This window comes from Salinicola rhizosphaerae (assembly GCF_014652715.1).
Taxonomy (GTDB): domain Bacteria; phylum Pseudomonadota; class Gammaproteobacteria; order Pseudomonadales; family Halomonadaceae; genus Salinicola; species Salinicola rhizosphaerae.
This window is the reverse complement of sequence record NZ_BMZI01000003.1, coordinates 551,159-566,434: the sequence shown is the minus strand read 5'-3', so window position 1 is coordinate 566,434 and position 15,276 is coordinate 551,159. Positions and strand designations below refer to the sequence as shown.

Below are 15,276 nucleotides of genomic sequence, written 5' to 3'. Positions count from 1 at the left end.
TCTGTTGCGCTCTTTGCGGGTGGTTTAGGCGCAATCATCTTGGTGTTGGGAATCAATGTCGACTCACCAACAGCCTTGTTTGCGTCTGCTACGTTGAGTGGTGCTTCTCAGGGCTTGGGTCAATTGGTGGGGCTGACCTTGGTTCGTCGCATTACACCATTGCCAAAACTACGCGGAGCATACGCAATTCTCAATACCGTTGGCTATGCAGTTAGTGGTGGATCTATTGCCGCCTCTTGGCCACTGGTTCGTGTATTGGGTACTGCTGGGGCAATTGCAGTTATTGCTGTAATAGTCGTTGTTCTGACTTCCCTCGCGGGTATTCTTGCCTTTATGAATAAGGAACAGATGAGATAGCGGTCTAGGCACCGCGGGCACCGTCTGAAAATCGGCGAGCGAAGATAAGACAAGGCAGAAATTGGCGAAAAAACGGAGTTTACAGGGTGTAAATGAGTATTCTGGGCCAATTTTTAACGCCGTATTGTCGAGCGCAGGTACTTTTCAGACAGAGCCTGGGGAAGGTCACTGTGAAATAATCCGACGATGCGCGTTTTCTTGGGCTGAAGACTGAAATGTCACTCTAAAAGAGTGTTTATCGATGTACTCCGAGGCTTTATATAAACGCTTGGAGATAATCCTAACGTGTCTAGAGATATATTAAATAACGCGTATGTGAGATTATTTCATAATGGCTAGGTGTAGTGGTCAACTAATCCCGGACAGTGAACTGAGCATTTCTTCCGTTCGTGCGGGCGACATGCCGCCGTTGTACTGATGCGGCTGTTGCCGGTTGTAGCGCTCCACCAGATAGAAGCTGATATCTCGTAATGCCTCTTGCGCTGATAGATAGCCGGTCGATGGCATCCTTTCGCTCTTGTAGCTGCGGAACAGTCGCTCCATTGGGGCGTTATCCCAGCAATTACCTCGACGGCTCATGCTCTGCTGTATCCGATAGCGCCACAGCCGCTGCCGGAAGGCCCGGCTCGCATACTGGCCACCTTGATCCGAATGAAACGGCAGCCCCCGCCGGCCTGCCTCGCTGCTCGAAGGCCCTGTCCAGCGCCTTGATGACCAAGGCCGCATCGGGACGACCGGACATAGCCCATCCGACGACACGCCGCGCATAAAGATCCAGAACGACAGCCAGATAGTGCCAACGATTTTGTGCCCAGACGTAGGTGATATCGCCACACCGCATCCGGTTGGGCACATCGACAGTAAATTGACGATTCAGGCGGTTGGGAATGCCGGGCCGCTCGACCGGTGCTCGCCGATAGGCCGGTGGTCGTGGTTGCTGGCAGGTCAGTCCCATCTCCTGCATCAGACGCCGGATCTTGAAGCGTCCCACATCGAGCCCCGATTCCCGCATCTGCAGCATTATCGTCCGGCTGCCCGCGGAACGCCGGCTTTGGTTGAACAGCTCAGAGACTGTCGCCCGCAACTTCAAGAGAGCGGTAGCCTTTTTTAGTATCGCTTTCTCCCGTTCCAGCCGATTGATCCGACTCTCGAGCTCCTGGATTCGCTGCTGCTCGGGCGTCAATGCTTTTGATTTAGGCGTAACACCACCGCGCTCCGCGCGTAGCTGATCGATCCAGCGTCTCAGAGGCGTCACGCCGACATCGACGGCGCGAGCGGCTTGAGCCACGGAGTAGCCCTGCTCAAGTACGAGCCTGGCGGCTTCACGCTTGAACTCGGTGGAGAATGAACGACGTTGTCTGGCCATGGATCACCTCTGCTTTGGTGGCGACGATACCACCTAAATGGGTGTCCGGTTTCAGTGAACCACTACATGATGATCTTTCGGTCTCCGGCGCCATCATTGGGCCTCGCAGTCGAAAGCTGGCAGTGGAAATCTAGAAGTCATGGCGAGACAGCACAAATCCGGTGTGGGGTTGCTGGCAAGTTTGACGCCGGATCGAAAGCCGAGTAACGAATAAAAGTGCAAGTGTACTTGGCGATCCCGGGGCGGCAGCCGAGACAGATGACGGCTGCGATCACGGCGATAACGCCAGAAACGACCACACAAGGACAACGATAAGGACAAGGCGTCGATGGGCACCGTTAACGAGACTTCCACGACCGAGACGGGGGCGACACAGACAACGTCCTCGGGTGCTGCGCTAGCCGCCAGCGTCACCGTCGACGGCGACCGCCTGTGGCGGAGGCTGATGGCGCTCGCCGAGATTGGCGCGACGCCGAAAGGCGGCTGCGATCGCCAGGCGCTGACCGAACTCGACCGACAGGGGCGCGAGTTGCTGACTCGCTGGTGTGAAGCCCAGGGGCTGAGCGTGCGCTTCGATGCCATCGGCAATCTCTTTGCCCGCCGCACCGGAGCCGATGACAGCGCCGACCCCATCGTGATCGGCAGCCATATCGATACCCAGCCCACCGGGGGCAAGTTCGACGGCTGCTTCGGCACGCTGGCCGCGCTCGAGGTGATTCAGACGCTCAATGACAGCAACATCCGGACCGCGCGACCGCTGGAGCTGGTGGCGTGGACCAACGAAGAGGGCTGCCGATTCTCGCCCTGCATGATGGGATCCGGCGTCTTCACCGGCAAGTTGACGCTGGCGGACGCGCACTCGCGCACCGATACGAAAGGCGTGACGGCGGGCGAGGCGCTGGAGGCGATCGGCTATGTCGGCGTCGATGCGGACTGCCCGCGTCGCTTTGCCGGCTATCTCGAAGCCCATATCGAGCAGGGGCCGATCCTCGAGGACGAGGGTAAGACCATCGGCGTGGTCACCGGCGCGTTGGGGCTCAAGTGGTTCGACGTGACCGTGACCGGCATGGCGGCGCACTCGGGCTCGACGCCGATGCATCTGAGACATAATGCGCTGCTCGGCGCGACGCGGATCGTCGAGACAGTCGAGTGCATCGCGCAGGCGCACCAACCCGACGGCCGTGGCACCGTTGGCGCCTTTCAGGTCTCGCCGAATTCGCGCAACGTGATTCCCGGCGAGGTGAGCTTGAGCGTCGATTTCCGTCACAGCGAGGGCCGCGAACTGGCGGCGATGGTCGCCGCCTTCGAACGCGGACTGGAGGCCATCGCTGCCGAATCAGGACTCGAGATCGGGTCTCGGATCACCGCCGACTATCCGCCGCAGCATTTCGACACCACCTGCATCGACGCTGTCCGGCGTGGCGCGACAGCGCAGGGTTACTCGCATCGTGACATTGTCAGCGGCGCCGGTCACGACGCCGTCTTCGTCAGCGATGTGGCGCCGGCGGCGATGATTTTCATTCCCTGCGAGAAGGGCATCAGCCACAACGAGGCCGAGTACGCCACGCCCGAGGACGTTTCCGCCGGTGCCAACGTGCTGCTTCGCGCCGCGCTCGAATTGGCCGGCGTCTCCAGCACGGAGGAGGGCGCATGAGCGCGACAGGCGCGACACGGCTGGCCGATCTTTCGGCGCACGAGGCGTTGGCACTTTATGCGAGCGGGGCGTTGTCGCCAGTCGAGCTGGCGGCAGACTGTCTGGATCGAATCGAGCGTTTCAATCCGCGGGTCAACGCGTTCTGCCATGTCGACGCCGAGGGCGCGATGGCGGCCGCACGGGCGTCCGAGGCTCGCTGGCAGCGCAAGAATCCGATGGGACCGCTGGATGGCGTGCCCAGTACGATCAAGGATCTCACGCTGACTGCCGGCATGCCGACCCGCAAGGGCTCGACGACCACACCGTCCGACGGCCCCTGGGAGATCGACGCACCCTTTACGGCACAGATGCGCAAGGCGGGTGCGGTACTGCTGGGCAAGACCACGACGCCGGAGTTCGGCTGGAAGGGCGTGACCGACAATCCGCTCTACGGCGTGACGCGTAACCCGTGGAACCTCGCGCTGACCGCCGGTGGCTCTTCCGGCGGTGCTGGCGCGGCGGCGGCACTCAACCTCGGCATGCTGCATCAGGGCAGCGATGCCGGCGGCTCGATCCGCATTCCGTGCGGCTTCACCGGCACGTTCGGGATCAAACCCACATTCGGCTTCATCCCGCAGTGGCCAGCCAGCGCCATGACCACGCTCTCTCACCTAGGGCCGATGACCCGCACCGCGGCTGACAGCGCGCTGATGCTCTCGGTCGTCGCGCAGCCCGATCCGCGTGACGGCTACGCCGGGCCGCGCTGCGAGATCGACTGGCTGGCGACGCCACCGGCCGATCTTCGCGGTGTGCGCATCGCCTATAGCCGCGACCTCGGCTATGTCTCGGTGGCCCCGGATATCCTTCGCGCGGTCGATGCCGCAGTGTCGCTGCTGGGTGAACTCGGTGCCGAGGTCATCGAGTGCGATCCTGGTTTCGCCTCTCCCAAAGCCACCTTCGATACGCTCTGGCACGCTGGCGCCTCACGCTTGCTCGATGGCTTGACGAATGCCCAGATCGATGCGCTTGACCCGGGCCTTCGGCGGATCGCCGAACACGGCCAGTCGCTCTCGCTCACCGAGTATCTGATCGCTCGCGAGCAGCGATCCAGACTCGCCGCGCGAATGGCCGAATTTCACCGTGAGTTCGATCTGCTGGTGACGCCGACGCTACCACTTGCGCCGTTCGCGGCCGGTCACGAGACGCCGCCCGCCAGCGACTACGTCGATTGGGTCGATTGGACGCCGTTCAGCTACCCGTTCAACCTGACCCAGCAGCCCGCCGCCTCGTTGCCCTGCGGGCTCGATGACAAGGGTCTGCCCGTCGGTCTGCATCTGGTCGGCCCGCGTTACCGCGACGATATCGTGATGGCCGTCGCTCAGCGGCTCGAGCAGCAGCTCGGGTTCGGTGAGCGTCACTCAGTGGCGTCACTCGAAAGGCTTGCTACGGCTTGAGGGTAATATCGGCATTCGCGAGCAAGCTCGCTCCCACATTGGCACGGTAGGCCATGCCAACATCGCAAAGCCTGGCCAAAGGTTTTGTAGGAGCTAGCTCTGCTAGCGAAGGCAGAAGCGCATATCGCAAGCGAAAGGAAGAGTCGCTGTTGTAGGAGCAAGCTCGCTCCCACATTGGCACGGTAGGCCATGCCAACATCGCAAAGCCTGGCCAAAGGTTTTGTAGAAGCGAGCATCGCAAGCGAAAGGAAGAGTCGCTGTTGTAGGAGCTAGCTCTGCTCGCGAAGGAAGAACCGCACATCACGTGCGAAATACATAGGGTAGGCATTGTAAGCGCGAGCATCGTGTAACATCTGCACGATCTCGGCATCGACTTGGGCTGTCATCTGCCGATGTCATTGGTCCGGATATGTCCGGTAATGTGTGCTCATCGGTCTCGTGGGAGTCTCGCGAGCGCCTTACGCTAGCCTCTCGTTTCCAGCTCGAGAGGATGACCGCCATGACCAAGACTGCGCTGCTGATGATCGATGTACAGGCCTCGTTTCCCGCCCGGAACTACTGGGTCGAGTCACTGGCCGAAATCTGGCGTCCGTATCAGCGCCGTCTGCTGGATCTTGCTGCTGAGGCCCAGATTCCGATGGTTCGTATCCTGCATGAAGAGCCTGGCAGCGCCACGCCTTTCGATCCGGCCTCGGGCCTTGTCCGACCAATGGCAGGGTTCGAAGATTCAGCGGCTGCGACGTTCGGCAAGCGCGCTCATAACGCCTTTACCGACACAGGACTTCAGCGCTGGCTGCACTTTGCCGGTATCCAGCGAGTGGTGATCAGCGGCATTCGAACGGAGCAGTGCTGCGAGACGACCGCACGAGTCGCGGCGGATCTCGGGTTCGGTGTCGATTTCGTCAGCGAGGCAACATTGACTTTCCCCATGCGCCGCGCTGGCCGTGTCTGGGAGGCCGACGAGATTCGCGCCCGTACCGAGCTGGTGCTCGAGGATCGCTTCGCGCGCATCGTCGATGTCGATACACTGGAAGGGGAGTGGCTTGGGAACCGCCGTTGAGAGGACTGGCGCGGCTGCTGGCGACTGTCTGAATGTGGGCGTGCTGATGCTGCCCGGGCAGGTACCGCTGGATCTGGCCGGGCCACTGGAAGTGCTGGCGACCGCGGCCAAGTTCGGTGCGCCGATCCAGATTCGCTATCTCGGCCCCAGAAACAGCCTCGCCTGGCTGGGGCCGCTGACGCTCTCGGGCATCGAACCGCTGCCCGCGGAGGCGCTGCCGCTGGACCTTCTGGTCATCCCCGGTCAGGACCGGGCCTCTTGCGACGCCGAATCGCGACGCGCCTGCCTGGCCTGGCTGCGTGACCAGGCAAATGCCAGCGCGGCGCTGATGGCGATCTGTTCGGGGGCACTGCTGCTTGGCGAGGCCGGCCTGCTCGATGGCCGGCGCTGTACCACGCACCATGCACTGCTTGACGAATTGCGTCATGTAGCACCGAAGGCAAGGGTGCGTGGGGACTGCATTTTCGTCGAGGACGGGCGCTGCCTGACCAGTGCCGGGATTTCGACTGGCATCGACACGATGCTGCACTGGGTGACCCGGACGCAGGGACATCGACTGGCACAGCAGGTCGCGCGCGAGCTAGTCCTCTACTGGCGGCGCAGCGGGCAGGAGCCACAGCTGGGCATCTGGCTCGAGGGGCGCAATCACGTCGATGATCGCATCCACCGCCTGCAGGACGCACTGGCTGCCGCCCCGGGCGAGTTCTGGAGCATGAGCCGGATGGCCGAGCAGGCGGCCATGAGCGAGCGTCATCTGCGTCGGCGTTTTCGAGCGCTGACCGGTATTTCGATACTCGACTACCTCACCCGCCAGCGTCTCCAGCTCGCCCGCCAGATGATGTGCGACACCGACTGGGGGCTCGACCGGATCGCACAAGCGTCGGGCTTCGGCGATGCGCGGCAGCTGCGACGCGTCTGGCAACGCTTCGAAACCGAATCGCCCGCGGCCTGGCGGCGGCGCAGCGATACTAGCCAACCTGCCGGTATCGAACGGAGCGCGCGGATACCGTGATCACTGAAACGCCGCATCCGCCTTACTACGCTGTGATCTTCACTTCGCTGTTGAGCGACGATACCGCGGGCTACGCGGAGATGGCCGAACACATGGTCGAGCTGGCATCGCAGCAAAGCGGCTTTTTGGGCATGGAGTCGGCGCGAGAAGGCGTGGGCATCACTGTCTCCTATTGGGCCAGTCTGGAGGCCATCCGCGCCTGGAAAGCACAACTCGACCATAGGCAGGCCCAACGGTTAGGCAGAGAGCAATGGTACGCGTCTTATCGGACGAGGATCGCGCGTGTCGAGCGAGAGTACGGGCCGTAGCGGCCATCCTCCCTGATGCGAACCGACCTGCTCAGAAGGCAACCCAAGCAGCGGCGTATTTCTAGTCCCGGGTGTTTCTCGGCATAGACATTGGTCGTAGCTTTGGTCAAACCGAAGCCTTGTATGGTTATCGAGTCATAAGACCGAAATGACTGTTTTTTACGGATTTTGCCTTCCCCATTCCTATCGATCATTGCTTTTACCGATTGTTTGCCACCCCGTCCCTCATGGCATTGTCGGTTGAACTTCCCTGTCAGGTTGAATTAGCTTTATGTGGAAACGTTTCCATTTCTGCTGTTTCTTCGAGTGCTTGGAGGAATTAAAGCGAAAAATGCGTAACGTCATTGGCTCACGACTGTCCTCGAGGGGGCACCATGTCGACAAATAATCGATCAGATAATCGCCAGGTGTTTTCTGATTTTTCGCTGTACAGCATGCCTGTTGTCTGTTTCGGGATGCTTTTTCTTGTAACCGCGATTGCCTCTTATACCGATACGCTGCCTGGCGGTATCGTGGGCAGCCTGATGTTTTTGATATCGCTGGGGTCCATCCTCGGTTGGGTCGGAGACAGGATGCCCATCATCCGGTCTTTCTTCGGTGGCGGTGCCATCCTTGCCATATTCATACCTGCGATATTGGTCTACTTTGGGATGATCCCTGAGGCAACTCTGGATACTGTCAAAGGTTTCATGGTGGGCGGCGGATTTCTCAATTTCGTCATCGCTGGGTTAATTACGGGCAGTATTTTGGGAATTAATTCTCGCGTTCTCGTCTATGCAGGAGTGCGTTATATATTGCCACTGATAGCGGCAGTGGCTGGGGCGGCGTTGCTGGCAATTGCCACGGCGACGGTCGTTGGATTCGATCTGCGCGAAGCGGTTATGGTCATCGCACTGCCGATCATGGGTGGCGGCATGGGTGCAGGGGCCGTGCCGATGTCGCAAATGTATGCGTCGGCGCTCGGCAATGATCCGGCGTACTATATCTCGATCCTGGTACCCGCCTTGGCATTAGGGAATGTGTTCGCTCTCATCGTCGCCAGTATTCTCAACTTGTTGGGTAAACGTTTTCCCGGATTATCGGGTGACGGTCAGATACTCAAGAATTTTGAACATGAACCGGAAGAGCGGTCACCGCTCGATGTTGGGAAAATGGGTGCCGGGTTGGTGATATCTTGTGGCTTTCTGGCCCTGGGTTATATTCTTAATATCTTTATTCCCATTCACCCTTACGCACTGATGATTCTTTCGGTCGCGATTATCAAAATAACCAATATCGTTCCCCAAGTTGTCGTCGAAAGTGCCCGGCAGTGGTACGACTTCTGCATTCGTAATTTCGTTATCGTTATTCTGACTGGTATCGGGATCGTTTACACGGATATTGGTGCTGTTTTGGGCACCCTGAGCTTGAGCTACGTTTTGATCATTTTGGGTGTCGTCGTTGGAGCTGCTGTGGGCGCCGGTCTGGTAGGGAAGCTCGTCGGGTTCTATCCGATAGAGGCAGCTATTACTGCTGGTCTCTGCATGGCCAACATGGGAGGCACCGGCGACGTCGCGGTGCTGTCGGCGGCGAATCGCATGCAATTGATGCCGTTCGCCCAGATCTCCTCTCGCTTAGGTGGCGCACTCATACTGCTGATCGCTGGTTTTCTGCTTTTTTAATTAATGATGGTGAGAGACAAGATGAAAATTACCGATATAAATATCGTGCCAGCTAACCGGTTTCTTTATATCCAGATTACGACCGATGAAGGGTTTGTCGGCATTGGCGAGTCGGGCGCGTGGGGGTTTTTAGATGCTTCTGCCGAAGTCATGGAAACGTTTAAGCAGTACTTGCTCGGTAAGAACCCGCTGATGATAGAGCATCACTGGCAGTACCTCTATCGCTCGTTCCACTTTCGTGGGGCGGCGATCATGGGTGCGATCAGCGCTGTGGACATCGCGCTATGGGATATCGCCGGGCAGTGGTTCGACGCGCCGATCCACACGCTGCTTGGGGGAGCTTCAAGACATAAGGTGCGTACCTATTATCATGTCAGCGGGGAGACCACCGAAGCGTTGATCGATGAGTGTATGAAGGCCAAGGCACAGGGATATACCGCTGTAGGTCACCTGTCACCTTTCCTGGATGAGCCGCGTAGCCAAGCCTATTTCATGCCCTATGCACAGATGATCAACGAGGCGGCGGACAGAGTCGGCCAACTGCGTGAAGCGGTAGGTGACGAGGTAGACCTCTGCCTTGAATTGCATCGACGAATGAAGCCGGGTGAAGCGGTTGCGTTCGCCCAAGCGGTAGAGCCTCATCGCCCGATGTTTCTGGAAGACCCCATTCCTCCGGATAATTTCGACGCAATGGGGCTCGTGGCTAGCAAAACAAGTGTTCCCATCGCCACGGGAGAGCGTATTCACACGCCTCAAGAGTTTCAGATGCTGTTGTCGCGTAATGCCATGACTTACGCCAGAACCAGCGTGTGTGTGTGTGGCGGTATCACAGGAGCGCGCAAGATCGCGGCGATCGCCGAAGCCCATGGGGTGGCAATTGTGCCACACAACCCGCTAAGCCCGGTCAGTACTATGGCGTGTTTGCATCTCTCGGTTGCGGTAGACAATTTCGCGGTCATGGAACTGCCAGATCATGACACGGTTTCCGCAACGGAACGCTATACCAGTAGCAGCGCGGTGGCACGAAGCACCTTTACCCAGCGCGATATGGTGACCTACGTGCCGCGGGCCGAATCGGGCTTCATCGCTGCACCCGAGAAAGCGGGGCTAGGAACGGCGCTCGTGAAGGATATTGCCGAGCGCTTTCCCTACCGGCGCCGAGAGGTGAACACTCGACTTCATGTCGACGGATCAGTCGTGGATCAGTGAGGCGTTGAACGGGTCGGCAGCAGGTACCGGGTTTCTGCCACCCGAGCAACTGACTCACGCTGTTCTAGCCAGGTCGGTTGGCGGACGATGTGGGCTTCGTTGTTAGGTTGGTGGATCTTCTGCAAGAGAAGGTTCACGGCCGTCGTCGTCAAGGCCTCGAAATCACGATTGACGATGGTGATACCTGGCGAGAGAAGACGCGTGACGTCGGTTTCGTCGAAACCAATGATCGACAGGTCGTTGGGATAGTGCAGTTGATGCTGACGTAGATAGTCCAGCGCCCCGATGAGTGCTCGATTGCTGGCCACGATGACTGCACTCGGCGGAGCTTCTTGTGCCATCAGCCTTGCCATCGCCTCATAACCACTTTGCACGTCGTGTCGAACTTCCTGAGTAAGCTCGAGTGATAGTGCGAGCCGGTGACGAGCTAAAGCCGCTGACAACGCCTGGCGGCGCTCTCGTCCGGGCAGCGTTGTTTCATCGGTGATTAGCAGGCCGATCCGTTGATGTCCGTACGAGACGAGAGAGTCGATCGCCTCAGCGCACCCAGGTTCCTGGTCGTTGGCGACTACGGTCGCTCGACCATGGAGCAAGGCGCGATTCAGTAGTACCACCGGCACCTTCAAGCTCTCGATGAGGGTCGCGGTCGCGGGTTCTGAGTCGTCATTCAGAGTCGCCATGATCCCGCTGACACCTTGATGTTCTAGCGTTCGGAACAATTGGGTTTCCAGTTCGGGGTCATTATTGGTGACACCGAGGAAGAGTTGATACTCGTTGTCGAGTAGAATCTGCTGAGCCTTCTGCACGATGGCCGCGAACATGGGATTCGTGATATCGCTAACAATGACACCGATGCTGCGCAGACGGTTGGACCTCATCCCACTGGCGATAAAATTTGGCTTGAAGGCCAGAGACTCGATCGCTGCCTTTACTCGCGCTCTCGTCTCTTCCCCCACGTAACCGCTATCATTGATTACCCGTGACACTGTGCCCATGCCGACGCCGGCGGCCTTGGCGACGTCGCGAATCGTGTAGGGGCGCTCCTTTTTCAAGTTTCGTTGCCTCATGGCCTGTTACCCAGTCTTATCAATACTGCTAGGCGATAAGCGAAGGGTCAAAGCAATTGAGTTGAGCCGTCGATATCCAGGGGCTTTTAATCGACACAGTAGTGTCATCACCCAGCGCCGCCCGGGCCGATACCGGTAAACGATGTAAGGGTCTTTCTTGGGTGTTCTGACGTCCGGAGCGACGCGAGCGATCATTCCACCCGCCTCGCCGCTCCCGGTGTTTGCCCCGTCTCGCGTTTAAAGGCGCGAGAAGGCCTGCCGCGTCAACACGCTCCTTTTTCGATTCATGCGCCATCGTTTACTGCTCAGTTGACTTCGGTGGCGCAAAAGACAAGCGGTAAGGTCACGATCGGGTATCGCCGCGTTGTCGCGCGCGGCTATGCTGGACCGCTAAACCGACATTGGACCCGGAATCTTTCCCATGACCGCCGCCCGACCGACGACGCTCTCTGCCGCCTACAGTCTCTGGACGCTTCTGCTGGGCGTCGGCCTTTTGATGATGGGCAATGGCCTGCAGGGGTCACTGCTCGGTGTGCGCGCCTCGGCGGCCGATTTCGGCAATACCGTGACCGGTCTGGTGATGTCGGCATATTTCGTCGGTTTTCTTGCCGGCTCCGTGCTGACGCCACGCAAGCTCAGAGAGGTTGGCCACGTACGGGTTTTCGCCGCGTTGGCGTCGATCACTTCGGTGGCGATCCTGATTCATGCTCTCTTCGTCGATCCGCTCGTATGGTCGGCCATGCGCTTTGTCACCGGCTTCGCCTATGCCGGCCTCTATGTCGTTGCCGAGAGCTGGTTGAACGGCTATGCCAGCAATCGCCTGCGTGGACGCCTGCTCGCGATCTACATGGTCATCAGCTATCTCGGTATGGGCGGCGGTCAGTTGCTGCTGGGCAGTGCCGACCCGGATGGCATGGCGCTGTTCCTGCTGGTATCGATTCTCGTGTCGCTGGCGCTAGTGCCGATCTTGATCAGCTATACGCCGCAGCCGGAGATCACACAGACCGAATCAATGGGCCTGCGCGCTCTCTATCGGCTCTCGCCGCTGGGTACGGTGGGCTGCTTCATGACCGGTGTCACCAATGGAGCGGTATTCGGCATGGGGGCGGTGTTCGCCAGCGATAGCGGTCTTGATGTGGGCGAGGTGTCGATCTTCATGGGGGCGTTCATCTTCGGCGGCGCCGTCGTACAGTGGCCGCTGGGCAAGCTCTCTGATCGCGTCGATCGTCAATGGGTGATCGTCACTGTGGCACTGCTTGCTGTGGTGCTGGCGCTTTTGGGCGCGATATCGAGCGGCTGGTCGCCGGCTGCGCTGACCACACTTGGTGCACTACTGGGCGCGACGACGCTGACGCTCTATTCGATCTTTCTCGCCTGCGCCAACGACTTTCTGACGGACCAGCAGACGGTCGCCGCAAGCGCGAGCCTCGTGCTGGCACTGGGCATCGGCGCTATTCTCGGCCCGGCCAGCGCTGGCCTGCTGATGGAGTGGTTGGGGCCGAACGGATTTCTGTGGGATCTGGCTATCATGCACGTAGTCATGGTCGCGTTTGGGCTCTACTGCATCCGCGTCCACCCAACACGCGACTCCGAAGAGCAGGGGCACTACGTGATGACCCCCTCGGAGACCGCGCCGCTCGGCACCGCCTGGGCGGAAGAAGCGACTCAGGATTTCGGTCAACTGGAACTGGCGCTGTCCGGAGACGTGGAGAGTACCGAGTCGGCGTGAAGGGACGCGACCAGAATCAGGGTAGAGCCCGCCTCGCCGCTCCCGGTGTTTGCCCGGTCTCGCGCTTGAAGGCGCGTGAGAACGCGGCCTGGGAGCCGTAGCCGAGTCGTTCGGCGACCTGTTCGATGGAAAGTCCCTTCTCGCCGATCCACTGATTGGCCAGACGCATGCGCAGTTGCGTCACGTAACCCAGTGGAGAAGTGCCCAGCGCGGCACGGAATCGTTCGGCGAACACGGAGCGCGAGCTGCCCGTGATTGCGGCCATCTCGGTCACCGTCCAGTCATGGCCGGGGGCATGGTGGATCGCCGCGATCACCTTGCCGAGGCGGGGGTCACGCAGCGCCTCGACCCAGCCGCCGATATCGCCGCAGCCGCACTCCACCCAGCCGCGCACGATGCTGGCGGCGACGACGTCGGCCAGGCGCGAGAGAATGCCGGCCGCGCCGGCGCGCTCCAATCTCGACTCACGTGCCATCGCCTCCAGCATCGGCAGCATCTCGGGGTAGCGGGAGAGCAGCGTGCCCACATGCATGACCGCGGGCATCATCGCGATCAGCGGATGCATGCCACCGAGGTCGAACTGCATGCAGCCGCTGAAGAGTCTGACGGCATCGCGCTTTTCGCTGGCGTCCGAGCAGGTGTCCACCTGGCTGATGCTGTCGCAGAGCGGGACTGCATCGATCTGCTCGACATCGCGACTTTCGACATCGCTGGAAGATAGCAGGTGGTGGTCTCCGCCGCGCGGGAGTAGCACTGCATCGCCGGTCTGCAGCCATTGCGCCTCGCTGCCGTTTTTCAGCAATACCGGGCCCTGGGTGATGAAATGGAACTGGGCACAACGGTTACCGTTGTCGAAGTGAATACCGAAGGGCGGGGCGATCTGGAGACAGCGATAGTTCAGCCCGGAAAGGCGCATCCCGAGAAGCAGCTCGTTGATCCATTCACTGGCGCGGGCGTTGTGGGGTAACGCGGGCCCTGACGATACAGAAGACGATACAGAAGTCGGTGTCATGAGAACAATCTCGGAGTATCGGTCAAAGATTCGAGAGTAATGATGATAGATTAACCGGCCGCGCGACTTTAGTCTAAGCGCCAATCATGGTCTCTACAGGAAGATTCGCGATGGCGACTCAAGACTCTCGTGCCGCGTCGGCGGCATCGGCTTCCCCCGCGCCCGGCTCGCCACCCCTCAAGGCAGCCTGGAGTGCGGTTTTCGCTTTGACACTTGGTGTATTCAGCCTGGTGATGGCGGAGTTTTTGCCCGCCAGCCTGCTGACGCCAATGGCCGACTCGCTGGCCATCAGCGAAGGCCAGGCGGGACAGGCGGTGACGGCTACCGCCATTCTCGCGATGCTGACCGGGCTTTTGGTCACTGCGGTCACTCAGCGTCTCGATCGGCGCCATGTGCTGCTGGGCTTTTCGGTGCTGATGATCGCGGCCAACCTGCTGGTGGCGTTTGCGCCGAATCTGATCTGGTTGCTGGCAGGGCGCGTGCTGCTGGGGATCGCGCTGGGTGGGTTCTGGGCACTGTCGGCGGCGACCGTGATGCGTCTGGTACCCGAGCACGACGTGCCGCGAGCGCTGTCGCTGATCTTCACCGGTGTGCCGATCGCGACGATCAGTGCTGCAGCGCTCGGCAGCTATCTTGGCGATCTGTTCGGTTGGCGCAATGTCTTTCTGTTGACCACGGCGCTCTCCGTGGTGACGCTGCTGTTTCAGGCCGCGACGCTGCCGAAGATGACGCCCGAGCGCCCGACACCACTCAGCACATTGGTGAAGGTCGTGCAGCGGCCGGGTATCGGTGTCGGCATCCTGGCCATCGTGCTGGTGTTCTGCGGCCATTTCGCTTTCTTTACCTACGTGCGGCCGTTCCTCGAGACCGTCTCCGGCATGGGGATCAACGGCATCTCCTCGACGCTGCTGGCCTTCGGCGTGGCGAACTTCGTCGGCACGCTCGTGGCGGGTTATCTGCTCGAGCGCAGCCTGCGTCTGACGCTACTTTCCATGCCGTTGATGATGGGCGTCATGGGCTGGCTGCTCTCGTCCCTGGGCGGTATCGCCGTCGGCAGCGATGCGCTGATGGTGGCGCTCTGGGGCTTTGCCTTCGGCGCAGTGCCGGTGGCTTGGTCGACCTGGATCACTCGCGTGGTACCGGATGAAGCCGAGAGCGGTGGCGGACTGATCGTGGCCTCGATCCAGCTTGCGATCGCGCTGGGTGCCGCCATCGGCGGCGTGGTCTTCGGCGTTGGTGGCGTTCTCGGCGTCTGCGCGACGGCCGGCACGCTGCTGCTGGCGGGGGCGGCGCTGGTCATGGTAGGCGTGCGAACCCGGGCGCCGTCGTCCATGGATGCGTGCGCGGGAGCCGCGGATGGTCATTGACGGACTCGTCGGGTATCCGTATGGGGGCCCGACGTCTCTCT

12 protein-coding genes and 1 pseudogene are annotated in these 15,276 nt (G+C 60.3%); 10 read left to right on the top strand and 3 right to left on the bottom strand.

The features are described from left to right. Positions 1-215: hypothetical protein (locus IE125_RS19430; RefSeq protein ID WP_194523949.1), on the top strand; the 215-nt coding region annotated here is incomplete at its 5' end. A gap of 490 nt (positions 216-705) precedes the next feature. On the opposite strand, the pseudogene IE125_RS08795 reads toward IE125_RS19430, so the two are convergent. Continuing rightward, a pseudogene (locus tag IE125_RS08795) lies at positions 706-1,723 on the bottom strand (IS3 family transposase). 328 nt (positions 1,724-2,051) lie between these two features. Between IE125_RS08795 and IE125_RS08790 the strand changes: the two are divergent. From IE125_RS08790 to IE125_RS08760, 7 genes are all read left to right on the top strand, one after another. Continuing rightward, a complete protein-coding gene (locus IE125_RS08790; protein WP_189444254.1) occupies positions 2,052-3,377 on the top strand; it encodes a Zn-dependent hydrolase in 1,326 nt (441 codons plus the stop codon). Next, a complete protein-coding gene (locus tag IE125_RS08785; protein WP_189444253.1) occupies positions 3,374-4,810 on the top strand; it encodes an amidase in 1,437 nt (478 codons plus the stop codon). Before IE125_RS08790 ends, IE125_RS08785 begins: the two co-directional genes overlap by 4 nt. A 499-nt stretch (positions 4,811-5,309) precedes the next feature. After that, complete coding sequence (locus IE125_RS08780; protein WP_189444252.1) at positions 5,310-5,870, top strand: isochorismatase family protein; 561 nt, start codon at positions 5,310-5,312, stop codon at positions 5,868-5,870. After that, entirely contained in the window at positions 5,854-6,882 is a 1,029-nt protein-coding gene (locus tag IE125_RS08775) for a GlxA family transcriptional regulator (protein WP_229809010.1), read from the top strand. Before IE125_RS08780 ends, IE125_RS08775 begins: the two co-directional genes overlap by 17 nt. Then, a complete protein-coding gene (locus tag IE125_RS08770) occupies positions 6,879-7,190 on the top strand; it encodes an antibiotic biosynthesis monooxygenase family protein (protein ID WP_189444250.1) in 312 nt (103 codons plus the stop codon). Before IE125_RS08775 ends, IE125_RS08770 begins: the two co-directional genes overlap by 4 nt. A 374-nt stretch (positions 7,191-7,564) precedes the next feature. After that, positions 7,565-8,851 carry a 2-hydroxycarboxylate transporter family protein gene (locus IE125_RS08765; protein WP_189444249.1) on the top strand — a complete coding sequence of 429 codons (1,287 nt, stop codon included), beginning with the start codon at positions 7,565-7,567 and terminating at the stop codon, positions 8,849-8,851. A gap of 21 nt (positions 8,852-8,872) precedes the next feature. Further along, positions 8,873-10,060, top strand: a complete 1,188-nt coding sequence (locus IE125_RS08760; RefSeq protein WP_189444248.1) for a mandelate racemase/muconate lactonizing enzyme family protein — start codon at positions 8,873-8,875, stop codon at positions 10,058-10,060. Here IE125_RS08760 and IE125_RS08755 read toward each other — a convergent pair. After that, positions 10,054-11,112 (bottom strand): LacI family DNA-binding transcriptional regulator, encoded by a 1,059-nt coding sequence (locus IE125_RS08755; RefSeq protein ID WP_189444247.1) that lies wholly within the window; start codon positions 11,110-11,112, stop codon positions 10,054-10,056. The two genes, IE125_RS08760 and IE125_RS08755, sit on opposite strands and share 7 nt — an antisense overlap. Before the next feature lie 436 nt (positions 11,113-11,548). On the opposite strand from IE125_RS08755, the gene IE125_RS08750 reads away from it, so the two are divergent. Then, a complete protein-coding gene (locus IE125_RS08750) occupies positions 11,549-12,856 on the top strand; it encodes an MFS transporter (RefSeq protein WP_189444246.1) in 1,308 nt (435 codons plus the stop codon). 16 nt (positions 12,857-12,872) lie between these two features. On the opposite strand, the gene IE125_RS08745 is transcribed toward IE125_RS08750, so the two are convergent. After that, positions 12,873-13,868 carry an AraC family transcriptional regulator gene (locus tag IE125_RS08745; protein ID WP_189444245.1) on the bottom strand — a complete coding sequence of 332 codons (996 nt, stop codon included), beginning with the start codon at positions 13,866-13,868 and terminating at the stop codon, positions 12,873-12,875. A gap of 110 nt (positions 13,869-13,978) precedes the next feature. On the opposite strand from IE125_RS08745, the gene IE125_RS08740 reads away from it, so the two are divergent. Then, on the top strand, positions 13,979-15,235 hold the full coding sequence (locus tag IE125_RS08740; RefSeq protein WP_189444244.1) for an MFS transporter: 1,257 nt from the start codon (positions 13,979-13,981) through the stop codon (positions 15,233-15,235). Positions 15,236-15,276: the final 41 nt, after the last annotated feature.